Genomic DNA, 24,080 nt, shown 5'->3' with positions numbered 1-24,080 from the left:
TCATCAGGCATCGCCCATTGGCGGACGTCGCGCCCAATAGAACCTTCAATAATAAAACCAAGAGTGCAAAACCGATCATGACCTCCATCTTTGAACAAGATCTACCACCGACAGCCGCCAATCACGTGGCGCTTTCCCCTCTAACGTTCATCGAGCGTTCGGCGGCGGTGTATCCCGATTACCCGGCCGTGGTGCATGGCCAGACGCGCCGCACCTGGGCAGAGACCTGGGCACGCTGCCGTAGGCTCGCATCCGCGCTGGAAAAACGCGGTATTCAGCCGGGCCAGACAGTGGCCGCCATGCTGCCCAATGTACCCGCAATGTTCGAGGCCCACTTCGGTGTGCCGCTGGCGGGCTGCGTGCTGAATACGCTGAATATCCGCCTCGATGCCGATGCCATCCGCTATATGCTGGCCCATGGCGAAGCCAGGGCGATTCTGGTGGATCCTGAGTTTGCCGAGGTGATTCAAGCGGCGGTGGCCTCGTTGGAGAGCAAGCCGCTGATCATCGACGTGGCCGACCCGGAGTTTTTGGGTGAGACCCAAGGCATTGGCGAGCTGGAGTACGAGGCGCTGCTGGCCGAGGGCGACCCGGAGTACGCTTATCAACTGCCCAGCGACGAGTGGCAGGCGATTTCATTGAATTACACGTCTGGGACCACGGGCAAACCCAAAGGGGTGGTGTATCACCATCGCGGTGCCTACCTGAACGCGGTGAGCAACATTCTCGAGTGGGCGATGCCACACCATCCTGTCTACCTGTGGACGCTACCGATGTTCCACTGCAACGGCTGGTGCTTCCCCTGGACCATTGCGGCCAATGCAGGCGTCAGCGTTTGCTTACGCAAGGTAGACCCCAAACGCATTACCGATTTGATCGCTGCAGAGGGCGTCACTCACTTTAGCGGTGCGCCGATCGTGCTCAATGGGCTGGTGAACCTGCCCGCCGAACAGAAGCGGGTGTTCGATCATCCGGTGAAGGTGACCACCGCCGGGGCCGCGCCGCCTGCCTCGGTGATAGCCGGGGTGGAAAAGCTGGGCATTGAAGTGACCCACGTTTATGGCCTGACGGAAGTGTATGGCCCGGTCACGGTATGTGCCTGGCACGCGGCCTGGGACGAACTGCCGCTGGAGTCGCGGGCCAAACTCAAGTCACGCCAAGGCGTGCGCTACCACATGCTGGAAGCGCTCTGCGTCGCCGATCCGGTCACGCTGGAACCCGTTGCCAAGGATGGCCAAACCATCGGCGAAATCCTGATGCGCGGCAACAACGTGATGAAGGGATATCTCAAAAACGCCGAGGCCACGGAAAAAGCGCTGGAGGGCGGCTGGTACCACACGGGTGACTTGGCGGTATGGCACGCCGACGGCTATATCGAGATTAAAGACCGCTCGAAAGATATCATCATCTCGGGCGGTGAAAACATCTCCACCATCGAAGTCGAAGATGCCATTTACAGTCATCCAGCGGTGGAAGAGGCCGCCGTGGTCGCGAAGCCGGATGAAAAGTGGGGCGAAACGCCCTGCGCGTTCGTCAAACTGAAAATAGGTTACGGCGAAGTCACCGAGGCGGATATCATTGCCCACTGCCGTAAGCATCTTGCGAGCTTTAAAGTGCCGAAAACGGTGGTTTTTAGCGAACTGCCCAAAACGTCCACGGGCAAAATTCAAAAATTCGTGCTGCGTGAAGAAGCCAGACAGCACCAGTCAGGGGAACAGCGATGAGCGAACAGCGGATTGGCGTGGTAGGCGCAGGCACCATGGGGCAGGGGATTGCTCAAGTGGTGGCCGCGAGTGGCTTTAACGTGAGGCTCTACGATGTCGCCGATGAGCAGCTCACTCGCGCCAAAAATGCAATCGATAAAGGGCTTGAGAAGCTCGTTGCCAAAGAGAAGATGACGGCAGAGGGCAAGCAGGAAGCGCTGGCTCGGCTTTCGACCACCACGGCGCTGGATGCGCTCAGCGACTGCAGCGTGATCATCGAAGCTGCCCCCGAGCAGCCCGCATTGAAAGAGAAGCTGTTTCGGGATCTCAGCCATTTGAGCAGCGACGCTATTCTGGCGTCGAACACGTCGTCTCTATCACTGACTCGGCTGGCGGCGGTCTGCGAGCGCCCTGAGCGGGTGGTAGGCATGCACTTCTTCAACCCGGTGCCGGTACTCAAGTTGGTCGAGGTGATCCGCGCCGAGCAGACCTCGGATGCCACCGTAGAGCGCATCGAAGCGCTGACCAAAGCGCTGGGCAAAACCGCAGTGCCGGTGGGCGATGCGCCGGGCTTTGCCGTGAACCGTTTGCTGGTGCCGATGATCAACGAGGCCGCGTTTATCGTGCAGGAAGGCACCGCCACGCCGGAAGCCATCGATGACGCCATGAAGCTGGGTGCCGCCCATCCCATGGGGCCGCTGGCGCTGGCGGATTTGATTGGCCTGGATGTGTGCTTGGCGATCATGGAAGTGCTGCAGGAAGGTTTTGGCGATCCCAAGTACCGCCCCTGCCCGCTGCTCAAGCGCATGGTGGCCGCAGGCTATCTGGGCCGCAAAAGTGGCCGTGGGTTCTATATCTACGAATAGCAGGCAGCGAGCTTAGGGGGCGACAAAAAGCTTAGGGGGCGACAAAAGAAGTGATTGCCACCCAACCAAGCGTTCGCTAGGGTTGAGTGGTAACCACTTCTACGCGCAATAACAATTAAGGAGCCGCCATGAGCGACGCAGTGATCGAGAAGGTTGATAACGATGGCGTGGTACGCCTGACCATTAATCGTCCCAAAGCCTTGAACGCGCTGAACAGCGAAGTGCTCAGCGCTTTGGAAGCGCATCTGGTCGAATTGGAAGCTCACCCCAGCCTGCGGGCGGTATTGATTACGGGGGCCGGGGAAAAATCCTTCGTGGCCGGGGCAGACATCACCGAGATGCGTGATAAAACCCCGGAAGAAGCGCGCGCCTTTGCCAGCCAGGCACTGCGCACCATCAAACGCCTGGAAACCTTGCCCGTGCCGGTGGTCGCGCTGGTCAACGGGTTTTGCCTTGGCGGCGGCTGCGAACTGGCGCTGGCCTGCGACTGGGCCGTCGCCAGCGACAACGCCATCTTCGGCCAGCCGGAAGTCCTGCTAGGCGTCATTCCCGGCTTTGGCGGCACCCAGCGTTTGCCGCGCCGAGTCGGTCCCGCCATGGCGATTGATTTGGTCACTACCGGGCGCAAAATCGATGCCCACGAAGCGCTGCGCATTGGCCTCGTCAACCGGGTAATGCCCCAGGCCGAGCTTGAGAACTATGTTGAAGAGCTTACCAAGCAGCTGAAGGGCAACGGGCCGCAGTCGGTCCGCGGTGCCAAACAAGCCGTTCATGACGGCATGGACCAAGATCTGGATAGTGCCCTGGCGCTGGAAACCAGCCTGTTCGCTTTCTGCTTTGCAGGCCAGGAACAGAAAGAGGGCATGAGTGCCTTTGTCGAGAAGCGCAAACCCAACTTCTAAGCTCTCTTTTTTTCTAAGCTCTCTTTTTTCGAGTTTTACTTATTTGAGGGGTGGCGCACGCGTCACCCCTTATTTTATTCTCAGGCTTACTATTTCTTACTATGCCGGAGTGACCGCGATGCAGTGGGCCGCCTTTCTTCTTGCCGCGCTGGGGTTTGCCTATTTACCCGGGCCTGCGATGTTATACACCGCAGCACAAACGCTGGGGCGTGGTCGGCGAGCAGGATGGCTGGCGGTGGCTGGGGTGCATCTTGGTTGCTATGTGCATGTTATCGCCGCTGCATTGGGGTTAGCACTGCTATTTGCGGCCATTCCGCCTGCCTATCTGGCGATGAAAATCATCGGCGGACTCTATTTGCTCTGGATGGGCGTGCGCTTATGGCAACAAGGCATTCGCACGAGCAGTGACGAACTTCCGCTAGCCTCTACCAAACGGGTACTGCGCGATAGCTTTCTGGTGGAAGTGCTTAACCCTAAAACGGCGCTGTTCTTCGTGGCGTTCCTGCCCCAGTTCGTGCAGCCCGACAGCGCTCTGCCGGTGGCATGGCAACTGCTGTGGCTGGGGGTCGCCACCAACGTACTGTTTTCGTCGGCGGACGTGGTCGTGGTGTTGCTGGCCAGCCCGCTGCGCGCTTGGCTGCAAAAGTCCAATAGTTCCACCCGTTGGGTTCAGCGGATGGGCGGCGGCGTACTGATGGGGTTGGGCGGGAATACGCTGGTTCAGGCGGCACGCTAAAACGATCAATCGCAAGGCTATCAATCGCTAAAGCGATCAATGAAGTGTTCACCACAAGGAGCGCACCATGTTTGACCTGTACATCGCCAACAAGAACTACTCTTCCTGGTCGCTGCGCCCTTGGGTGCTGCTGAAAACGCTGGAGATCCCCTTCAACGAGCATCTGATGCCGTTCGAAGGGGGCTTTGGGGAGAGCCTCGCGACCTTCAAGCGTTTTTCTCCTTCGGGGCTGGTGCCGTGCCTGGTCGATCGCGAACACGAGGTGGCCGTGTGGGACTCGCTGGCGATTGTCGAGTACGTGGCCGAAGCGCATCCTGACGTATGGCCACAGCAGCTTGCCGCACGGGCCTGGGCACGCTCCGCCAGTGCCGAGATGCATAGTGGCTTTGCAGCGCTGCGCGATGAGTGTTCGATGAACTGTGGTGTACGGGTAGCGATGAACGCGATGTCCCCTGGGCTGAAAAGCAACCTGGCCCGGCTGGATGCGCTATGGCAGGAGGGGCTTGAGCGTTTTGGTGGCCCTTTTCTGGCGGGTGAGCACTTTACCGCCGTGGACGCGTTTTATGCCCCGGTGGCGTTTCGCGTGCAAACCTTCGGCCTTCCGCTGGGCGATGCCTCGCTGGCCTACGTGCAGCGCCTGTTGGCTCTGCCTGCCATGCAGGCGTGGTATGCGGCGGCGCTAAAAGAGACCTGGCGGGAGCCCATGCATGAACAAGAGACCCTGAAACAGGCCACGCTGCTGAGCGACGAGCGGGCGACCGCCTAGTACTGTGCAGGAAGTTCCGGGCTGGAGGGAGGACGGCGCGGAGAGGGCGTAAATCCGTTACACTGACGCCTCTAATATTTCGCAACACGACTGAGAGTCATCAGATGGCGCTAAGTGCTACCCCCTACAAAGTGGATGTGAACCTGACCGACCTGGACCGCAACGTCTACGAAACGCTGCGGTTCACGGTGGCGCGCCACCCTTCCGAAACCGAAGAGCGCCTGTGCACACGGCTGATCGCTTATCTGCTGTGGTACAGCGAAGCGCTGGCCTTTGGACGCGGGCTCTCGGACGTGGACGAGCCAGCCTTGTGGGAGAAGAGCCTGGACGGGCGAGTGCTACACTGGATTGAAGTAGGCCTTCCCGATGCCGAACGCATGACCTGGTGTTCTCGGCGTGCCGAGCGGGTTTCCCTGCTGGCCTATGGCCGTGTCGACCTGTGGGAGAGCAAAGTGCTGCCTGCGGTCGCATCGCTGAAGAACGTTCACGTGGCCGGGTTACCCGCCGATGCGCTATCCACGGTGGCGACGAACTTGCCCAGGGCCATCAACTGGGCCGTGATGATCAGTGATGGTGCGCTGTTCATTACCGATGAAAACGGCCAGCACGAAATCACCCCTGAATGGCTGCTGCGCGAACGCTGATCGAGGGTACTGGCGGTGAGGGATAACCGCCAGACTCCGCGCAAGTGGAAACCGCGTTGAGCGAGCCATAGGCGACTATAAAAGTAGCTTGCTATCTTTTTGCAAGATTACATACAATCAGCAATGTTTGTTACTCAAGGAACGAGCCATGAAACCCTTTGCTGTATTACGTGCCCTGGTATTGCCGTTTAGCCTGCTGCCTGCGCTAGCCATGGCCAGCGACAGCGCCTTGACCCTCAAGCTCGAAAACGATGGCCTGGCCAGCAGTGATGACGGCCACTTCACCAGTGGCTTCGAGCTGAACTGGATGACGACGCCCTCCGAACAGAACTGGCTGCAGCGGCTTGCCGTGGCGTTGCCAGCGGGGTTGATGGGGCAGGCTGACCGGGTGGCGTATCGCTTCGTGCACCAGATTTATACACCCGATAACATCGAACGGCGCTCCCTGATCGAAGATGACCGCCCCTATGCAGGGCTGGTATACGGCGGTGTGTCGCTATATGAAGATGTGCCGGTGGGGCAGTGGCAGCGGGCCACCGATCTGCACCTGGATGTGGGCTTGGTGGGGCCCTCTTCCTTGGCTGACAGCATCCAGCGTGAGGTACACCGCGTCACCAATAGCGACCGCCCGCGGGGCTGGCGTCATCAGCTGGGTGACGAAGCGCTGATCAATCTGACGCTGCGCCGCCAGTGGTGGCATGACACTCCGCTGGCGGGCAAACAGTTTGCTCACGGCCCCAGTGTCGGCGCGGCGTTGGGCAACCTGTACACCTACGCCAGCGCTGGCTACAGCGTGCGCTGGGGAGACGACGCTCAAGGTATTCCCACCCTGACCCCCAACCCCGGTACGCGCCATCTGATGAGCGAGAGCCGTGGCTGGCAGTGGTATCTGTTTGCCAGCGTCGAAGGCTATTACATGGCCCATAATCTGACCCTGGACGGTAATACCGTGCGCGATAGCCATTCGGTAGACCGCAAGGAGTGGGTCGCCGATGCCTCCACGGGCTTGGCGCTGGCCTGGGAAGACTGGCAGGTGACCTACGCCGTCGTACAGCGCACCCGCGAGTTCGAAGGGCAGGATGAGCAGGATGTGTTTGGCGCCATGACGCTGACCAAGCGTTTCTAGTGTAGTAGGCCGACGCGCAAACGACCGAGAGGGGCAGCATGAGCAGCAAGTACCCACAGACACCGGATGGACGCTACTTCGTTGCCAGGAACCGGCTGTGGCGCTGCACCGACCCGCGTCTCTCGGAAGACACCCGGCGTCTTCATGTCAAGGCGTTGATGAAGGCGCGGCGTGCGGTGCGCAGTGCCCAGCAGCATGACGATGAGCACGCGCTTCGCCAGGCACGTCAGGCCGTGCAGGAAGCCAAGGAAGCACTGGGTGAGCGGGGGCCTGTCTGGTGGCAGGATGGAGCACCGGACGAAGGCGGTCTCGCTCCCCACAACAGCTCCTATGCCGACTGGTGGGCCTCGCGCTCCTGAATCCCGGCGTGTGGTAATCTGCACACCACTCTTACTGCATCGATAGGCACCCTGTGACCATCAAAGCCAATCTGTCCATTCTGGATATCGTGGGCCACCTGCTGGTGTGGCTGTTACTGACGATTTTTACGCTGGGGATCGCGCTGTTTTTCTTTCCGTACTCCTTTGCTCGCTTTGTCATCAATCGTACTAGCGTGGTCGACCATGCCAGTGGGGTAGAGCGAAAAATGGTCTGCGATATCAATATCTTCAGCAATATCGGCCATATCATCCTGTGGATGGTGATTTCGTTTCTCACCTTGGGAATTGGCTACATCTTCTACTTTTACCGTGTCTGGAACTACGCGTTGAACAACTCACGCGTGCTGTAGTTCTGCCGGTTCCTCCGCCCGCTGCCTGTCAGCGGGCACCCCCTTTCACAGGTTCACGTTGACAACCCAACGTTCGGATTCTATATTTTGCGCGAATAAAAATTACTCTCATTAATATTATTATTCGCTCTGGGATCCAGGATGAACCATCTACCTACCTTTCGGCTGCGCACCTTAGGCGTGGCCGTTGCGCTGGCGGCGAGCACCACGTCGCTACAGGCGCAAGAGAACCCCGTTGGCAATGTGGATCTGGAAACGGTGGAAGTCACCGCAGACACGGCGGGCCGTTTCGGTTATATCGAAGCCGAACGCCAACCTGGCGTTGGCAAGCTGGACGTGCCGATGGCCGAGCAGCCCTTTTCGATGTCGGTGATCGACCAGGAATTCATTCAGGACAGCGGTGCGAAGAATATTCAGGACACGCTGCTCTACACCCCGGGCGTCCATGCGGGGAATTTCGGCTTCGATACCCGTGGTGACAGTGCCAAGGTGCGAGGGTTGGACGCAGGCCGCTATCTGGACGGGTTACGCCAGATCTATGGTTCATTCAACACCGTGCGCACCAATGTCTATGCACTGGAGAGCGTCGAGGTTCTGCGCGGGCCCTCGTCGATGCTGTACGGGCAGGCAGATCTGGGTGGCATCATCAACGGTGTTTCCAAGCTTCCTCAGGAAGAGCGCAGCGGTGAGATATGGGCACAATACGGCACCTTCGATCGCAAGCAGCTGGCCTTTGATTTTACCGGGGCCGCCGACGAGGAGGGCGTATTTCTCTACCGGATCGTGGCGCTCGTGCGTGACAGTGACACCCAAGTCGACCACGTCAGGGATGACGGGTATGTCCTGGCACCTTCGTTTACCTGGCGCCCCAGTGACGATACCCGCGTGACGCTGCTGCTGAATCGCCAGCAGGACAAAAGCCAGGTATCTGCGCAGTTCCTGCCGCAGGTGGGAACTTTGCAGCCGGGCTCCTTGGGATTCATTGGCTCAGAGCGTTTCGTGGGTGAGCCCGGCTGGGACCGTTACGATAGCGAGAAAACCGAGACCACGCTGTTCGTTGATCAGCAGCTCAACGATGCATGGGCCTTCTCGGCCACGGCGCGCTACACCAACTCCAGCACCGAGACACGCGAGCACTGGGTCGATATTCCCAGCGTTCCGGATGCCAACGGTGAGGTCAACCGGACGATCTTCACGGCCGATGCCGACACTCGCATTTTGAACCTGGACGCTCGGCTTGCCGGTGAATTTGCTCTGGGGGCGACAGAACACACCCTGGTGGCCGGGATCGATCGCCAGGATGCCCGCTGGGCACAAGACAACTACAGCTATGTGACGGGGGGTGGCGGTCGCTTCAATGTCTACCAGCCACGTTACGGTAATCTGCAATTGGATTCACTGTCGCCAACCAACCAGCCCGATAACCGGATCGAGCAGGTCGGGGTTTATCTGGCCGATCACATCGAAGTGGGGCCGGTGGTGATCTCTGCGGGCCTGCGTCGTGACTGGGCCGAGAACCGCACGCTGGCGCTGTCGGGGCCCGATACGGTCAGCGACGAAGCACAGACGACCGGGCGTATCGGGCTGATGTATCGCTTCGACAACGGCTTTTCACCTTACGTCAGCTACTCCGAAGCGTTCTCGATGAATCTGGGCAGTGACGGGACGGCAAATCCGAGCCCGCTCAAGCCTACCACGGGTGACCAGGAAGAGATTGGCTTCAAGTATGTGTCACCTGATCAGTCGTTGGCGGTCAGTGCGGCGTATTTCGACATTACCCAGCAGAACCGGATCAGCGATGGCGCCACGCCCGGTGGCGTCGAGCAGGTGGGTGCCGTGGTGGATGGTTGGGAGCTGCAGGTCAACAAGCGTTGGCAGCAGTTCGAGACGCAGCTGGCTTATACCAATCTCAATGCTACCAATGATGCTACCGGCGCGAGGCTGCCCTACGTGGCTGAAGAGCAGGTCTCCTGGTGGAATCGTATGTACGCGGGCAACCACTGGCGCGTGGGCGCAGGCGTGCGCTATGTGGGTGATAACGTGGGCGCTGCCGAAGCACCGCTGGTGCCTTCCAGCACGTTGTACGATGCGATGGTGGGTTACACCCTGGGCGAGTGGGATTTCTCGGTCGACCTGAAAAACGCCACCGACGAAGAGTACATCTCCTGGTGCCGCTATGACGGAGGCGACTGTGGCTACGGTGATCGCCGTAGCGTCACGGCCAACGTACGCTATCAGTTTTGATATACATGCCGCGTGAGATACGGCGGCATACCGCCACATGAACTCGCTACATGAGTTCGCTACATAAACAACGGGGCCTGCGATGAGCAGGCCCCGTTGCCTTTTTGGGTCTCTTCGTGAGTCGACGCTTAGCGTGGCTGTTTGATCAACAGCTTCACCAGCCGTCGCACGATAGGGGAGACCAGATTGATCACCGGCAGCGCGACGGCAAAGGCAAACAGCCACGCCTTGAGCCAAATCATCACGATCCCATCCACGAGTCCCACGTTATATAGCGTAATCACCAGTGACATGATGCATGACATGAACAGCGCCATGAGGCATGAAAATATCAGCTGGGCGTATTTCGGATCGAACATCGTACGTTTTCCTGATACGCGAATTAACGCTTGTCTTCGGTTTTTTCAGTAAAGTCGCTGGCATCGTGGCGTTCATGAAGCTGCTCATGGGGTTCCCCCCAGGTACGGTTGACCATGCGGCCCCGTTGCACGGCGGGACGGGCATCGATCTCTTCGGTCCAGCGCAGCACGTGGGTGTAGGTGTGGGCCTCCAGAAATTCGGCTGCCTCATACACACGGTTCTTGACCAGTGCGCCATACCAGGGGTGGATCGCCATGTCGGCAATCGTGTATTCGTCGCCCGCCATATAACGGTTGTCTGCCAGGTGGCGGTCGAGTACGTCCAGTTGGCGCTTCACTTCCATGGTGTAGCGGTCGATGGGGTACTGATACTTTTCCGGCGCATAGGCATAAAAATGCCCAAAGCCGCCGCCCAGCATCGGTGCGCTGCCCATCTGCCAGAACAGCCAGGAAAGGCATTCGGTACGCTTGGCGGGGTCGCTGGGCAGAAAGGCAGCAAATTTTTCGGCCAGATAGAGCAGGATGGCCCCTGACTCGAAGACCCGCTGGGGTGGCTGAACGCTGTGGTCCATCAGTGCCGGGATCTTCGAATTGGGGTTCACCTCCACGAACCCGCTGCCAAACTGGTCGCCTTCACCGATCTGAATCAGGTGGGCATCGTATTCGGCGTCGGTGATGCCTTTTTCCAGCAGCTCTTCGAGCATCACGGTGACCTTGACGCCGTTAGGCGTGGCCAGCGAGTACAGCTGCAGCGGATGCTTGCCGACGGGTAGATGTTTATCGTGGGTGGCACCTGCGACGGGGCGGTTGATGTTGGCAAATTTGCCACCGTTGCCGGGTTCCCATTGCCATACCTTGGGCGGCGTATAGGTTGGATCGCTCATGAGGTCCTCGCGTTTAGCGGTCATGCGTTGTCGTAGTGAATCTATGGGGGCGCTTGAGCCTGGCTATAAGGGTATGTCGTTAGCGAGTTAATTAAATGGTAAGGGTAGGACAAAGGCAACGCTGGCAAAAGGGGGTGACGTCGGGGTCACTCAAAAAATATAGCCATTCGCGTTTACTGGGCAGAATGTATCGCGTGCAGCGACCACTGACCATCCCCGGGTTTGTCTGAACACATGTGCCACCGCCAGAGATTATTTTCTGATGAGCCGTTGGGCCAGCGCTTGCAGGTAAGGAGCGCCTATCAGAATCAAGCTAAAAGCGATTGGCCATGCGATGTAAAAGGCTCTCCACCAGCGGGCCAAAAAATCACCAGACAACCCTGTGTTGGCCCATGTGATGACAAAGGTCATGATCGTCACCATGTAAAGTGACATGACGAGAGGAAATACGAAGCGAGAAAGGCTGCGCGGAAAAATCATGATCGCTCCTGTCAATCGTTAGTAGCAGGGTAATGGCGCATACCCCGGCGGTACCAAGACTTTACATGGCATCAGGAGTTGTCCGGGCATGGATATTATACGCTGGCCTCACTGGTCCGTAGTGAGGCCGTCAAAGGTCGCTTAAAAGCTAAAAACGGGGATGCTGGGGTCACGCATCATTTCAGCCATGGATCCGGGCTCTGCAATACCCACGCCGTCTCTAAGGTCTTCTTGAGTATGGTCTGTGTTGGGTAAATAGATTGCACAAACATCGACTTGCGCACCCTCTGCCATGAGCATTCCCAGAATACCCTCAGGCGTTACTTGGCCAGCGGGGTTGCTGGGTGGGGTGTTCACGGTGTTTTCGCTTTGATAATCGTTGATAGCAAGGTCACCTGCCGCATCGCAAAGCAAAATATTCAATTCTGTGCCCTGCTGATACATGGCATTGCCGAGTATCATCGCCATGGTTTGAGTCTGCAGAGACTCGCTTGTCAATATGATCAGAGCTTTTTCATGCTCATCGCCGTGCTGTTCGGCAATTGCCATCATGGGGGCAAAGAGTGTCACAGCGCTGGCAGCCAATAGTAAATGACGCATCATGTATTCCTTTGGATTGTCGTTGGAGTTCAATGGCAGGCTGTTATCGGGCAGCAGGCACATGGGGTGACTGGTTAATAACAAAAAGCCATAAGTTAATAACTTAAAAGATAGGCTATTTCACTGCCGGATGCACGAGGCATTTGGTCGCATATTGAGGAGCAGCGCACCTGCCACCGTTTTAGTTTCCATATCGAGTCTGTATCCAATGAGGTGTTCGCGTGCTGCAGGGCGCGATTGGTTGTGCAGACGACTCCTGGACGTTGGTCGCAAATCACCATATTTGTTTTGACACGCTCAGAGGCCGCCGCTAGCCTTCATACACTCGATGTTACCGGTAACAAATCAGCATCTGGCCTGACACACATTATCGGCAAGCCATCGAGCTACCGCATCGCTCGGCAGCCTGGTCATTCAAGCACTGGTCATTCAAAAAACTGGCCATGCACAACCCGGCCACTAACAACAATTCTGCGTGGAGAAACAACGATGACAACGATTTGGCGTAGCACATTGACCCTTTTGGGCGCCACCACTCTGACCTTTGGCATGGCGCATGCCCAAGGCCCGGAGCTTTCCGCGACGCCCGCCATCGAGGGCGAGGTCCTGGCAGACCACGGCCGCCATACGCTGCGCATGGGTATCGGGTTGTCCGAAACCTCCCCGCAGTTCTTGTCCAGCCAATATTTCGGCGAGATTCTGGCGCAGCGTACCGATGGTCGGATTACCGTCAATGTCTTCCCCAATAGCCAATTGGGGGATGACGTGCAGATGATGGAGATGCTGCAGACCGGAACGCTGGACATGACTTACCCTTCCAGCTCGGCTACGACCGGCTACGTGCAGGCGCTGTCGGTGTTCGATTTGCCGTTCCTGTTGCCCAGCCGTGAAGCCGCCATTGCCGTCATGCAGAGCGATGCGGCCCAGAACATGCTGGATGCTTTTGAAGGCACTGGCTTGAAAGCGCTGACGTTTTCCGAGAATGGCTACCGCCAGCTGTCGAACAGCGCCCGCCCGGTGGCGACCCCTGACGACGTGGCGGGCCTCAACGTGCGCGGTTTGAGCGTGCGCACCATGCAGAACCCGGTGCATCTGGCCATCTGGGAAGCGCTGGGCGCCAACCCGACACCCATGGCCTTTGGTGAACTGTTCTCGGCGCTGGAGCAGGGCGTCGTGGATGGCCAGGAGAACCCCTGGAGCACCATCCTGACCTCGAACTTCAACGAAGTGCAGGATTACGGTACGGAAACGCGCCACGTTTACACGCCATTCATCATGATGCTCTCCGAGCGCACCTGGAACCGCATGGCTCCGGAGTATCAGGAACTGGTGCTGGAAGCCGCCCGCCAGTCTGCCGAGTATGAAATTCAGCTCTCTGCCGAATACGACGACTGGTCCCGTGAGCAGTTGGAAGCGCGGGGCATGCAGATCACTCGGTTGGACGATGAGCAGCTGGCCGCTTTCCAGGAAGCCGTTCAGCCCGTCTACACCCAGTGGGCACCGCGTATCGGGGAAGACCTGATTGCTGAAATTCAGCAGATCGTGGCAGACCATACGTCTCAGTAAGCCATTGCCGTGGGCTTTCGGGTAGGCCAGTGGCCTGCCCGATTCGAGAGTGCCCCAGGAGTTTTTATGACATCCCCCTCGCATACTCCCCAGGCCGAGCCTGTGCTGGCAACGCCCGACCCGACAGACCCCTCGACCTATCTGGACGACCCTAACCGACGGTGCCTTGAAATCGACACCGATTCGGCTCAGGGGCCCGCCCTGTTTCGCTGGCTCACGCTGGGCATGGAGTATCTGATCGGCGCCATTCTGGTCGCGCTGATCGTCTCGGTATCCAGCAACGTGGTGGGGCGCTCGCTGTTCAATCACTCGCTTCCCTGGGTCGATGAGCTGGCGCGCATGCTGTTCATCTGGCTGGTCTTCATTGGCGCGGCGGCGGCCTTTGCGCGCTATGAGCATATTGCGGTGGATGCCTTGGTGCGCCGACTGCCGCTGCGCCTGGCGCATCTGCTGTATGCGCTTCAGCACCTGATCATCACGGGGCTCATGCTGGTGATGGTGTGGGGCGGGTATCAGGTGCTGTCTCGCTCCAGTGGTCGTTCTGCCATTCTGGGCGTGCCGCTCAGTTGGGTCAGCCTGTCTCTGGTGCTGTGCGTGATCTTCATTGCCGCGGTGTCGCTGTGGCGGCTATGGGTCAGCCTGCGCCTGGTGCTCGCGCCGCGCGACCCATCCACCAATTCTGTGGGGGAGTAACCACTATGTTATGGATTTTTCTGGCGATCCTGTTCGCATCCATCGTGATGGGCCTGCCTATTGCCTTTGGGCTGGGTGTGGCGGCACTGGTCATGGCCATACTGTCGGACATTCCGCTGTCGATCATGATCGAGCAGTCTATCCGGGGCGTGAACAGCTTTCCCCTGCTGGCCATTCCGTTCTTCATTCTGGTGGGCGAAGTGATGAGCCAAGGAGGTATCGCGCGGCGCCTGATGGAACTGGCAGGGGCGCTCGTCGGCTTCATGCGTGGTGGGCTGGGCCAGGTGGCCATCACCGGCTCGATGTTCTTCGGCGGAATCAGTGGCTCGGCGGTGGCGGACACGGCGGCGACCGGCTCCATGATGATTCCTTCCATGAAGCAGCAGGGCTACAGCGCAGCGGATGCCACGGCGATCAATACGGTATCGTCGGTGATCGGTATCATCATCCCGCCCTCCATTCCTTTGATTCTCTACGGTATCGTCACGGAAACCTCGATCAGTCGCCTGTTCATTTCCGGTATCGTCCCGGGGCTGCTGATTGGCGGTGCGCTGATGGTGACGACGTTCCTGCTGGCCTCTCGGCAGGGAGGTGGCGTGCGCCAGTTCCGCTGGGACCTGCTGTGGCAGGCGTTCAAGGCGGCCTGGCTGGCACTGGTGCTGCCGGTGATCGTGATTGGCGGCATCATTGGCGGCGTCTTTACGGCCACGGAAGCGGCCGTGGCGGCGCTGCTCTATTCGCTGGCCATCTCCCTGCTGGTCTATCGGGAGTTCAAGCTGGCAGCGCTTGGCGGCATGCTGATTCGCACTGCCCGATTGACCGGCATGGTCATGATGTTGCTGGCGTTTGCCACCGTGATCGCGTGGTTCCTGACCATCAACATGGTGCCCCAGACGCTGGTGCGTCAGGTTCAGGCGATTACCCAGGAGCCTTTCCTGCTGCTGCTGATCGTGGCGGCGCTGCTGTTGCTGGTCGGGTTCGTCATGGATCTCACCCCCGCCATGGTGATCATGGCACCGATGCTGGCGCCCATCGTGACCTCGGTGGGGGTGGACGCGGCTTACTTTGGCGTTCTGATGGCCTTCGTTCTGGGTATCGGGTTGCTGACACCGCCGGTAGGTACCTGCCTGTACGTGGGGTGTGGCGTGGGCAAGGTGTCGATGGAGTCGCTGGTCAAGGCCATGCTGCCGTATTACGCGGCGCTGCTGGTGGTGCTGGTGCTGTTGATTGCCTTTCCCGGGATCGTGACATGGTTACCCAACTTGACCGCCGTGCGCGGCAACTGACAGGAGAGCAGTGTGACGAGCACTTCACAGCGTATTCTTGTCATGGGGGTTTCGGGCTCCGGCAAGACTCATATTGGCCAGCAGTTGGCGTCTTCGCTGGGGGCCACGTTCATCGATGGAGATGACCATCACAGTGCCGCGAACGTGGCCAAGATGGCCAGCGGTACGCCGCTGAACGACGACGACCGCCAGGCGTGGCTGGCAACGCTATCGGCCCTGCTGCAAAGCTATCGCACCCGGGATGCCTCGGTAGTGGTTGCCTGCTCCGGGCTCAAACGGCGTTATCGCGACCGCTTGCGGCAGGGAGATAGTGACCTGCGTATCCTCTACCTGAAGGGTACGCCCGATGTGCTGCGCGAGCGGCTGGCCACTCGTGCCGGCCACTTCTTCAAGGGGGATGACATGCTGGCCAGCCAGCTGGCGGACCTGGAGCCGCCGCTGGCCGATGAGGCCGTCACGCTGTCGATTGAGCTGCCGCCTCGCGTGATTGTCGAGCGCTTTTGTGCCACGCTATCCTCGCAGCCGCAGCGCTCGTCAAGCTAAAGGAAGGGATAGGCGACGGGTCGCAGGATTCGTTATGGTAAGACCCGTGCCCATCCACGATATCAGGCAGTGACGCCATTGAAGAAAAAACGCCCCACCTTGCAAGACATCGCCGACCGCGTTGGCGCCACCAAAATGACCGTGAGCCGCTGCCTGCGCGACCCGGAAGCGGTCTCGGAAGGGCTGCGCGAGCGTATCTTCAGTGCCGCGGAGCAGATTGGCTACATTCCCAACCGGGCGCCGGACCTGCTGTCGCGGGCCACGAGCCACTCCATTGGCGTGCTGGTTCCTTCCTTGACCAACCAGGTATTTGCCGACGTGATCGTGGGCATCGAAGCGTATACCGAGCCTGCGGGCTATCATCTGATGCTTTCCCACTACGGCTACAGCCCCGAGCTCGAAGAGCGTAGCCTGGCCTCGCTGCTCTCTTATAATGTCGATGGCGTGATTCTCTCGGATCGAGACCATACGCCGCGCAGCTTGCGCATGCTGGAAACCGCGGGTATTCCTATCGTGGAGATCATGGACACCCATCGACCCCCGCTTCAGCAGGCCGTCGGGTACGACAACGTGAGTGCCGCCTACGAAATGGTCAGCGAGATGATCCGGCGTGGCCGCCGCCACATTCTCTATCTGGCCGTGCGTCTCGATGAGCGGACGCGCCAGCGTGAGCAAGGCTATCGACAGGCCATGCAGGCGCATGGGCTATTACCCGTCACCTTGCAGCGGAGCCAGCGCTCCTCTTACACCGTGGGCGCTGCATTGATGCAACAGATTCAGCAGGATTACCCTCAAGCGGATGGGGTGTTCTGCACCAACGATGACGTGGCGGTGGGGGCGTACTTCGAGTGCCTGCGCCAAGGAGTTGCCGTCCCCCAACAGATGGCCATTGCCGGTTTTCACGGTCATGATGTGGGGCAGGCCATGACGCCGCGTCTGGCCAGCGTCGTGACCCCCCGCGAGGCCATCGGTGAAAGGGCGGCTCAGGCCCTGCTGGCACGTATCCGTGGCGAAGGAGTGGACCAGCCCGTCATTGACTTGGGCTACCGTATCGAAGCAGGCGATACGTTATAGGTAGTCTGTGTGAGCTAGTCTGTGTGAGGTGGGCTGTGTCCAGTCACCGCTGTTTTTTTATCAGTCAGCGCGTAAAACCTCGTACTTTGAGTGCGAGGATGGATAGCGCGGCGTCCGGCAGGACGCCTTGTGCCTTGTAATCTTACATAAAACACGATAATTTGTAAGGTATGATAACCGAACGCGCTTTCAAATACCGCTTCTACCCCACGCCAGAACAGGCAACCCTGCTGGCGCGAACGTTTGGGTGCGTGCGGTTTGTCTGGAACGCGGTGCTGCGCTATCGCACCGATGCGTTCTATCAGCGTCAGGAAAAAATCGGTTACACCGACGCCAGCGCGTTTTTGACACAGTTAAAAAAGCAGCCTGACACCGCCTTTCTGGCCGAGGTCAGTTCGGTGCCACTGCAACAATGCCTGCGCCACCAACAAACCGCTTTCAAGAATTTCTTTGCCAAGCGGGCGCGGTATCCCAGCTTTAAATCCAAAAAGCACCGCCAGTCAGCCACCTTTGCCAGTTCGGCATTTTCGTACCGTGATGGTCAGATCACGCTCGCCAAGTGCCGCGAGCCGTTGAACATACGCTGGAGCCGCGAGCTACCGTCAGCGCCTAGCACCGTCACCGTGTCAAAGGACGCAGCAGGCCGCTACTTCATTAGCTGTCTGTGCAAGGTAGATACTGAGGCGCTGCCAATTACGCCGAAGATGGTAGGAATTGATCTTGGATTAAAAGACCTATTCGTGACCAGCGAGGGTCAACGGGTTAACAACCCGCGTCATACGGCGCGCTATGCGCGCAAGTTAGCGCGGGCGCAACGGCAGCTAAGTCGTAAGCAAAAAGGCTCCAATAACCGCGCCAGGGCGCGGTTAAAGGTCGCCAAATGCTACGCCAAAATTGCCGACACTCGGCTAGACCGCCTGCATAAACTCACTCGCCAGATCGTTAACGAGAACCAAGTGATCGCAGCGGAGAGTTTGCAGGTGAAGAACATGGTCAAAAATCCCCATCTCTCTAACGCCATCAGTGATGTTGGCTGGGGGGAGCTGGTGCGCCAGCTTGACTACAAAGCGGCTTGGGCCGGACGCCAGTTCGTCCAGATCGACCGCTGGTACCCAAGCTCAAAACGCTGCCATGGCTGTGGATTTGTCATGAAATCGCTGCCACTAAATATTCGCATGTGGGATTGCCCAGGCTGTGGCACCGAAGGCATTGACCGTGACCTCAATGCCGCCCGCAACATCCTACAAGCTGGCACCGCGCTATTAGCGGGTGCCGAGTGTTGAAGTAACTACCGAGGGGCACTCGGGAATTAACGCCTGTGGAGTTTGTGTAAGACCGGCAATGCCAAGGCATTGAGGGCAACGGACAGCGAAGCAGGAACCAGGAAGGCAACAACCTGGGAATCCCCTTCCTTTCCGCCGCGAGGCGGCAGCGCAAGCTGAGGGAGGGGAGGATGTCAATCTTCAAATGAGGCTGCCGTGAACATTACTCAACTGACGGTCTATCCGGTCAAGTCGCTCAAGGGGATCGACCTGCAACAGAGCGAGCTCTACACCCACGGGTTGGCCTGGGATCGGCGCTGGATGCTGGTCGATGCGCAGCAGCGTTTCGTCACCCAGCGTCAGCTGCCCGCCCTGGCCACCATAGGCGTGGCTCTCGACGAGCGCTCGCTGGTGCTCTCGCATCCGTCGCTGACGCCTATCGCCATTTCACTGGATGAGCCCGAGGGGGAGCTACGCCAGGTGACCGTCTGGAAAGATCACTGCCAGGCCTATCCGGAAGGTGCAGAGGTGTCACGATGGCTGGAGGCTGCCTTGGGGGATACGGCCCGGGGCTTGAGTCTGGTGCGCTTTGCCAGCGACTTTCCACGGCCCGTGGAAGCGGACTTCCTGGCGGGCGACAGCGCGGATACTTTCTTCTCGGACGGCTACCCTTTCCTGGTTACCACCACCGGTTCGCTGGATGCGCTCAATCAGGCGCTGGTGGCTGCTGGGCAATCTCCCATCCCCATGAACCGGTTTCGGCCCAACATCGTGGTGGAGTGTGCCACCGCTTGGGCGGAAGACCGCTGGGCCGGGCTGCGAGTACCCACTGGTGGTATCGAACTCACCCTGCGCAAGCCTTGCCAGCGCTGCAAGATCACCACTGTGGATCAACAGACCGGTGCGGTCCCTGCCCAAGGCGAGCCACTCAAGACGCTGCTGTCACTCAATACCCAGCCGCATCTGAAAGGCGCTTTTTTTGGCCAGAATGCCACGCTGACCAAGGGGCAGGGCGCGACTATTCGTGTGGGGGACGCCGTAGAGGCATTACCACGCGAGGTTTGAAGCGCAGCAGCCCCGTGGCCACGGCGGTGCCCATCAATGTAATCACCATGCCGAGCACTACCTGCAGCGAGAGCGTTTCTTCCAGCAGCAGATAGCCCCACAGCAGCGCGCTCACCGGCACCAGAAAGGTGACCGTGGATGTGGCGGTGGCCCCGGCGCTGGCCAGCAGTCCGAAATAAAGTAGAAAGGCCACGGCGGTGCTCAGCACCGCCAGGGCCAAGGCGTTACCCCAGGCCAGCGTGCTGATGGGCTCGCTGGGCCATAGCAGCAGGCCGGGGATCAGCAGCACGAGCGCCGACATGGCGCTGCTGCCCGCGGCCAGTACCCGCGTGGGTAAATGGCCTAGCCGGGTTTTCGAATAATTGCCTGCGACCCCATAGCAGAGGGTGGCTCCCAGCACGGCCACGATGAACCAGCCGTCTCCCCCCAAACTGAAGTCCAGACGATGTGCCGACAGCACATAAACTCCCACCAGCGCCAACGTCAGCCCCAGGTATTGCTGACGTTTCACGGGCGTGGCAAAAAAAGCCGCCCCCAGCAGCGCGGTAAAAATAGGCGTGGTGGCGTTGAGCAGCGAGGTAAATCCCGCTTCCAGGCGCGTGGTTGCCAGTGCCAGCAGGGAAAAGGGCAGCACATGGCTGACCACGCCCAGCAGAAGTAGCGGCCCTTTGTGCTGCCAGATCAGCCGGGCGTAGTGCAGGCTCAGCAACAGTGGCACGAGCAGCAGGGCGCCAATAGTCATGCGTATCCACACCAAGGGGACAGAGCCGAATTCCGGTGCCGCCACGCGCATGAAAATAAACGAAAGCCCCCATAACGAAGAGAGCAATATTAAGCGCAGCGCGTCGGCTGTGGACATGGCAGTTCCTTGGAGTAAACACCGGTATAGAGAGCAACCGCTCAGCATAACCATAATATGAGCACATGCGAATACGTCTTAAGGGTTAGCAGTTTCATTTGTCAATAATGGTTACATCATGGTTTTGGTGTTGACGCTTGGGGGTTTGGTCTCTACTGTCTCAGCGAACGTTGGTGGCTAATATTGACACACTGAGGATACACCGTGGATCTCGCGACGCTGATTGGTCTTGTAGGTGCTGCTGTACTGGTAGGAGCTTCTGTGATGCTGGGCACCTCGCCCGAGGTATTCCTGAATCTTACTGGGCTACTGCTGGTCGTGGGGGGAAGCTTGTTCGTGGTGCTGGCCAAGTTCAGCATTACCCAGTTCAAGTTCGCGCTCAAGGCGGCGGCTCGGGCGTTCAAGTTTCAGCTACCCAGTACTCAAGACAGCATCGACGAACTCGTTGAGTTAGCCAAAGTGGCACGTCGCGAGGGCATGATCGCGCTGGAAAGCCGTGAAGTCAGCTCGCCTTTTCTCCAGCAGGGGTTGCAGATGCTGGCGGATGGCTTCAGCGCCGACATGATCAAGGAGATGATGGAAAAAGAGCGCCTGCTGACGCTGGAGCGCAACGAGGCCGGAGGCCAAGTGTTTTCCGCGCTAGGGGAAGTATCTCCGGCCATGGGCATGATTGGCACCCTGGTAGGACTGGTGCAGATGCTCGCCAATATGAACGACCCGTCACTGATTGGGCCCGCCATGGCCGTGGCGCTACTGACCACCATGTATGGCGCCATGATTGCCACAATGTTTGCCAACCCCATTGCTGAAAAGCTATGGGTACGCATGAATCAGGAAGCCAAGATGCAGGAGCTGTGGATCGACGCGCTGCTGGCCATCAAGGGCGACAAGAACCCCCGTGTACTGGAGCAAATGCTGGCCCTCTATTTGCCGCCAGAGCGTCGTGTAGAGTCCAACGAACGTAAGACAGCGAGCGAGCGGGGATAAGTCGGTGGCAAGAAGAAAGAGCAATATCCCAGCGTGGATGGTGACCTATGCGGACTTGATGTCACTGCTGCTGTGCTTTTTTGTGCTGCTGCTCTCCTTTGCTGAAATCGATGCGCAAAAATTTCGGCGCGTGGCCGAGTCGTTGTCTGAGGCCTTCGGTGTACAGCGGGATATCGAAGCGATGCAGATACCCATGGGCACCAGTGCGGCCATGCAGCACTTTTCGCCAGCGACGCCCGACCGTACCTTGATCGAGGAAGTGCGCCAGCGGACGCAACAGCCGCAACCCCAGTTGGAAACCATGCGCACCGTGCTGGAAAACCAGCAGCGTCAACGTACTCTGCAAATAGCTAACAGTATCGAAAAGTTGTTGGCTACTGCGTTATCTGAAGGGGGCGTGGAGATTGAAGTGGAAGAGGCGCGGATTATCATCCGAGTCGCCGAAAACGGCACTTTTGGTTCAGGCACCGCCACGGTGACGCCTGCGTTTGCCTCACTGCTGGTAGAACTTTCCAGTCTCCTCAGTGGTTTGAGTGGCACGCTATCAGTGCATGGGCATACCGATAACGTGCCTATCCGCACGGCGCAGTTTCGCAGCAATTGGGATCTTTCCGCCATGCGTGCTGCGTCCGTGGCTAATGTGCTGATCGAAGACGGCAATATGGCGCCTGAGCGTCTGATCATCCAAGGGTTTGCCGAAACACGGCCGGTGGCCAGTAACACCACCTCCGATGGCAGGGCGGCCAATCGGCGCGTCGAACTGCTCATCGATGCCAGTGCACCCGTCGAGTTGGCGGCGATGAGCAGCGAGTCCTCAGGTGATATCACGCCGTGACATTCGGCAAGCCCCGGAGAAATCAGCTACCCTGAAAAGGCTGAACGCTCTCTTGCGCTCAGTTCGCCATTAGCGAACTACCCTGGGAAAGGAGAACAGAATGGATAGCAAAGCAAGCGCACGTTGGGAAGGTGGTTTGAAGGACGGCCAAGGGCATGTATCCACCGAAAGTGGAGCGCTGGACGCCAACTACTCGTTCAAGCAGCGCTTCGAAGGCGCGCCGGGCACCAATCCAGAAGAGCTGATCGGTGCTGCCCATGCGGGCTGTTTCTCCATGGCGCTCTCCATGATTCTTGGCGAAAAAGGCTACACTGCGGAGTCCATCGATACACAGGCCAGCGTAACGCTGTCACAGGGCTCGAATGGTTTCGATATTTCGAAAATTCATCTTGAAGTAGAAGCCAGCGTGAGCGGAGCGGATGAAGCCGCTTTTAAAGAAGCCGCAGAGACGGCAAAAGAGAACTGCCCTGTTTCAAAAGTGTTGAATGCCGAGATTACCATGACCGCGAAGTTAAAAGGTTGATTTAATAACTTGTGTTATGGAAAAGGCGTCAAGTGCTTCTTTTGACTTTTGGTCGAGTTGGTTTTAAAGCTTAATGGAAGTGTTGCTTGGCGCCTTGCAGAGTGGCAAGGCTTTAGATGTCGCCTGAACGTATTGCTGTCTAGATGCTAAAAGGCCTTGGCAATTGCCAAGGCCTTTTTTAACGCTTACCGCTATCAGCGTTTAGTCACGCTCATACTCTTCGGCAGCTTCCAGTGCATCCTGTGATGCATTGACGCGAATCACATAGTCATCGCCGTCATCATCTTTCGTCAGTTCCAAAGAGTCCCATTCGACGGCAACGTCTTTTTCGCCCATGCCGAGGAACCCACCGATACCCATGACGACAGCCTGGATCTGACCATCTTCATCGATGACCAGGTCAGAAATGGTACCGATATCCTCATCTTCTTCTACGGTGCTTTTCACGTTGTTGCCGATCAGCGAATCAGCATGGAACGTGTTTTCAGGCTGCGTGGTGAGGTAGGTAGCTTCAGCTGCCACGGTTTCCTGAGCGCTGACCGAGCCAGCGGCAAACATGAAAGCAGGCACCATCAACGTACCGAGGAAAGCAGGTTTAATCATTTTCATGGCTATTGCTCCTTGCGCTTGCATTAGGACAGGGTGTGGTTGCACCGGTGTCTAAACAAATTAACGGTCATGGCTCATCAAACAGTGTGATTTGATAAAGGCAGTGTTTAATTGCCTAGCGCTATTCCTATAGCGTCCACCATTCACGTTACTCCTGAGGCGATTCCTCTCATGCCAACGATTCTATCAATAACCCGTATTACGGGTGGGCTGACAGAAACTGGTATTAAGGGAAAGCAACGTCTTGTCTTGCGCGTCACTGCGTCAAGACACTTATCAAGGTAGACGCTCCATAATGTTTTGCAAGATGAATGGCCATTTTTTTGTCATGGATTGAATCTAGATTCAAGCAATAAGTGCAGCACCTGCTGTGTCCAGGGCTCCTGAGTACTCTCCCAGGAACACCTGTGCCGGTGTCCGGTAACCGAGTCGCTTTCGAGGGCGGTCATTGAGCTTCCTGACCACCCTGCGCAGCTCGGCATCGGTGACCTGGCGGAAGTCTGTCCCCTTGGGAAAGTACTGCCTGATCAGGCCATTGGTATTCTCGTTGCTTCCACGCTGGCCGGAGCAGTAAGGGTCACAAAAGTAGATATCTGCGCTGACCGCCCGGCCAACGGCGACGTGACTGGCAAACTCGGAGCCATTGTCCAGAGTGATGGTTTTCACAGCTCCCCGGCGTGGCTTCAACAGCCGGATCATGGCCGCTTGCGTCAGGTCTGCTGAGACCCTGGGCAACCG

At 58.3% G+C, this 24,080-nt stretch carries 27 protein-coding genes; 20 read left to right on the top strand and 7 right to left on the bottom strand.

Features of this window, described 5'->3' with window-relative positions; genetic code table 11:
- The first annotated feature begins 77 nt into the window (after positions 1 to 77).
- The 10 genes from CWI66_RS10530 to CWI66_RS10485 all read left to right on the top strand — a co-directional run bounded on the left by CWI66_RS10530 (position 78) and on the right by CWI66_RS10485 (position 9,717).
- The gene (locus tag CWI66_RS10530; RefSeq protein WP_100731632.1) at positions 78 to 1,724 is read left to right on the top strand and encodes an acyl-CoA synthetase; all 1,647 of its coding nucleotides are present in this window, start codon (positions 78 to 80) and stop codon (positions 1,722 to 1,724) included.
- The gene (locus tag CWI66_RS10525; RefSeq protein WP_039176547.1) at positions 1,721 to 2,569 is read left to right on the top strand and encodes a 3-hydroxybutyryl-CoA dehydrogenase; all 849 of its coding nucleotides are present in this window, start codon (positions 1,721 to 1,723) and stop codon (positions 2,567 to 2,569) included. The genes CWI66_RS10530 and CWI66_RS10525 overlap by 4 nt, the downstream gene beginning before the upstream one ends.
- A gap of 128 nt (positions 2,570 to 2,697) precedes the next feature.
- The gene (locus tag CWI66_RS10520) at positions 2,698 to 3,471 is read left to right on the top strand and encodes an enoyl-CoA hydratase-related protein (protein WP_081195551.1); all 774 of its coding nucleotides are present in this window, start codon (positions 2,698 to 2,700) and stop codon (positions 3,469 to 3,471) included.
- Between the two features lie 118 nt (positions 3,472 to 3,589).
- A complete protein-coding gene (locus tag CWI66_RS10515) occupies positions 3,590 to 4,207 on the top strand; it encodes a LysE family translocator (RefSeq protein ID WP_100731631.1) in 618 nt (205 codons plus the stop codon).
- A gap of 67 nt (positions 4,208 to 4,274) precedes the next feature.
- Complete coding sequence (locus CWI66_RS10510; protein ID WP_100731630.1) at positions 4,275 to 4,973, top strand: glutathione S-transferase family protein; 699 nt, start codon at positions 4,275 to 4,277, stop codon at positions 4,971 to 4,973.
- Between the two features lie 104 nt (positions 4,974 to 5,077).
- Entirely contained in the window at positions 5,078 to 5,617 is a 540-nt protein-coding gene (locus CWI66_RS10505; RefSeq protein ID WP_039176533.1) for a YaeQ family protein, read from the top strand.
- 148 nt (positions 5,618 to 5,765) lie between these two features.
- On the top strand, positions 5,766 to 6,743 hold the full coding sequence (locus CWI66_RS10500; RefSeq protein WP_100731629.1) for a lipid A deacylase LpxR family protein: 978 nt from the start codon (positions 5,766 to 5,768) through the stop codon (positions 6,741 to 6,743).
- A 38-nt stretch (positions 6,744 to 6,781) separates the two neighbouring features.
- Positions 6,782 to 7,102: a hypothetical protein gene (locus CWI66_RS10495; protein ID WP_016914590.1), complete on the top strand. Its 321-nt coding sequence runs from the start codon at positions 6,782 to 6,784 to the stop codon at positions 7,100 to 7,102.
- A gap of 53 nt (positions 7,103 to 7,155) precedes the next feature.
- Positions 7,156 to 7,473: a DUF6693 family protein gene (locus tag CWI66_RS10490; protein ID WP_016914589.1), complete on the top strand. Its 318-nt coding sequence runs from the start codon at positions 7,156 to 7,158 to the stop codon at positions 7,471 to 7,473.
- Positions 7,474 to 7,614: 141 nt separating this feature from the next.
- On the top strand, positions 7,615 to 9,717 hold the full coding sequence (locus CWI66_RS10485) for a TonB-dependent siderophore receptor (RefSeq protein ID WP_100731628.1): 2,103 nt from the start codon (positions 7,615 to 7,617) through the stop codon (positions 9,715 to 9,717).
- A 128-nt stretch (positions 9,718 to 9,845) separates the two neighbouring features.
- Here the strand turns inward: CWI66_RS10485 and CWI66_RS10480 are convergent, their stop codons facing one another.
- From CWI66_RS10480 to CWI66_RS10465, 4 genes are all read right to left on the bottom strand, one after another.
- Complete coding sequence (locus tag CWI66_RS10480) at positions 9,846 to 10,076, bottom strand: DUF2798 domain-containing protein (RefSeq protein WP_016914587.1); 231 nt, start codon at positions 10,074 to 10,076, stop codon at positions 9,846 to 9,848.
- Between the two features lie 23 nt (positions 10,077 to 10,099).
- A complete protein-coding gene (yghU, locus tag CWI66_RS10475) occupies positions 10,100 to 10,960 on the bottom strand; it encodes a glutathione-dependent disulfide-bond oxidoreductase (RefSeq protein ID WP_100731627.1) in 861 nt (286 codons plus the stop codon).
- A 252-nt stretch (positions 10,961 to 11,212) separates the two neighbouring features.
- On the bottom strand, positions 11,213 to 11,440 hold the full coding sequence (locus CWI66_RS10470; RefSeq protein WP_016914585.1) for a DUF2798 domain-containing protein: 228 nt from the start codon (positions 11,438 to 11,440) through the stop codon (positions 11,213 to 11,215).
- Positions 11,441 to 11,581: 141 nt separating this feature from the next.
- The gene (locus CWI66_RS10465; RefSeq protein ID WP_232710844.1) at positions 11,582 to 12,103 is read right to left on the bottom strand and encodes a hypothetical protein; all 522 of its coding nucleotides are present in this window, start codon (positions 12,101 to 12,103) and stop codon (positions 11,582 to 11,584) included.
- Between the two features lie 426 nt (positions 12,104 to 12,529).
- Between CWI66_RS10465 and CWI66_RS10460 the strand changes: the two genes are divergently transcribed.
- The 7 genes from CWI66_RS10460 to CWI66_RS10430 all read left to right on the top strand — a co-directional run bounded on the left by CWI66_RS10460 (position 12,530) and on the right by CWI66_RS10430 (position 19,529).
- Positions 12,530 to 13,606, top strand: a complete 1,077-nt coding sequence (locus CWI66_RS10460) for a TRAP transporter substrate-binding protein (protein ID WP_100731625.1) — start codon at positions 12,530 to 12,532, stop codon at positions 13,604 to 13,606.
- Positions 13,607 to 13,672: 66 nt separating this feature from the next.
- The gene (locus CWI66_RS10455) at positions 13,673 to 14,299 is read left to right on the top strand and encodes a TRAP transporter small permease (protein WP_100731624.1); all 627 of its coding nucleotides are present in this window, start codon (positions 13,673 to 13,675) and stop codon (positions 14,297 to 14,299) included.
- A gap of 5 nt (positions 14,300 to 14,304) precedes the next feature.
- The gene (locus CWI66_RS10450; protein ID WP_100731623.1) at positions 14,305 to 15,585 is read left to right on the top strand and encodes a TRAP transporter large permease; all 1,281 of its coding nucleotides are present in this window, start codon (positions 14,305 to 14,307) and stop codon (positions 15,583 to 15,585) included.
- Positions 15,586 to 15,597: 12 nt separating this feature from the next.
- The gene (locus CWI66_RS10445; protein ID WP_100731622.1) at positions 15,598 to 16,128 is read left to right on the top strand and encodes a gluconokinase; all 531 of its coding nucleotides are present in this window, start codon (positions 15,598 to 15,600) and stop codon (positions 16,126 to 16,128) included.
- A 78-nt stretch (positions 16,129 to 16,206) separates the two neighbouring features.
- Complete coding sequence (gene gntR / locus CWI66_RS10440; protein ID WP_100731621.1) at positions 16,207 to 17,202, top strand: gluconate operon transcriptional repressor GntR; 996 nt, start codon at positions 16,207 to 16,209, stop codon at positions 17,200 to 17,202.
- Between the two features lie 170 nt (positions 17,203 to 17,372).
- Complete coding sequence (locus tag CWI66_RS10435; RefSeq protein WP_198517535.1) at positions 17,373 to 18,485, top strand: RNA-guided endonuclease TnpB family protein; 1,113 nt, start codon at positions 17,373 to 17,375, stop codon at positions 18,483 to 18,485.
- A 195-nt stretch (positions 18,486 to 18,680) separates the two neighbouring features.
- On the top strand, positions 18,681 to 19,529 hold the full coding sequence (locus CWI66_RS10430; RefSeq protein ID WP_100731620.1) for an MOSC domain-containing protein: 849 nt from the start codon (positions 18,681 to 18,683) through the stop codon (positions 19,527 to 19,529).
- Here the strand turns inward: CWI66_RS10430 and CWI66_RS10425 are convergent.
- Positions 19,483 to 20,388 carry a DMT family transporter gene (locus CWI66_RS10425; RefSeq protein ID WP_081139111.1) on the bottom strand — a complete coding sequence of 302 codons (906 nt, stop codon included), beginning with the start codon at positions 20,386 to 20,388 and terminating at the stop codon, positions 19,483 to 19,485. The genes CWI66_RS10430 and CWI66_RS10425 overlap by 47 nt on opposite strands.
- 204 nt (positions 20,389 to 20,592) lie before the next feature.
- Here CWI66_RS10425 and CWI66_RS10420 point away from each other — a divergent pair, with 204 nt between their 5' ends.
- The 3 genes from CWI66_RS10420 to CWI66_RS10410 all read left to right on the top strand — a co-directional run bounded on the left by CWI66_RS10420 (position 20,593) and on the right by CWI66_RS10410 (position 22,733).
- Positions 20,593 to 21,375: a MotA/TolQ/ExbB proton channel family protein gene (locus CWI66_RS10420; RefSeq protein WP_100731619.1), complete on the top strand. Its 783-nt coding sequence runs from the start codon at positions 20,593 to 20,595 to the stop codon at positions 21,373 to 21,375.
- A gap of 4 nt (positions 21,376 to 21,379) precedes the next feature.
- Positions 21,380 to 22,210 carry a flagellar motor protein MotB gene (locus CWI66_RS10415; protein ID WP_230478344.1) on the top strand — a complete coding sequence of 277 codons (831 nt, stop codon included), beginning with the start codon at positions 21,380 to 21,382 and terminating at the stop codon, positions 22,208 to 22,210.
- Between the two features lie 100 nt (positions 22,211 to 22,310).
- On the top strand, positions 22,311 to 22,733 hold the full coding sequence (locus CWI66_RS10410; RefSeq protein WP_100731618.1) for an OsmC family protein: 423 nt from the start codon (positions 22,311 to 22,313) through the stop codon (positions 22,731 to 22,733).
- A 201-nt stretch (positions 22,734 to 22,934) separates the two neighbouring features.
- On the opposite strand, the gene CWI66_RS10405 is transcribed toward CWI66_RS10410, so the two are convergent.
- On the bottom strand, positions 22,935 to 23,342 hold the full coding sequence (locus CWI66_RS10405) for a PRC-barrel domain-containing protein (RefSeq protein WP_016914573.1): 408 nt from the start codon (positions 23,340 to 23,342) through the stop codon (positions 22,935 to 22,937).
- A 345-nt stretch (positions 23,343 to 23,687) separates the two neighbouring features.
- The coding region (locus CWI66_RS10400; protein ID WP_157808966.1) for an IS30 family transposase at positions 23,688 to 24,080 on the bottom strand (393 nt) is incomplete at its 5' end.

Origin of the sequence: Halomonas sp. 141, assembly GCF_002810305.1 — a bacterium.
In the GTDB taxonomy this organism is placed as follows: domain Bacteria; phylum Pseudomonadota; class Gammaproteobacteria; order Pseudomonadales; family Halomonadaceae; genus Vreelandella; species Vreelandella stevensii.
The sequence above is the reverse complement of the archived record's forward strand: the minus strand, read 5'-3'. Positions and strand labels throughout refer to the sequence as shown.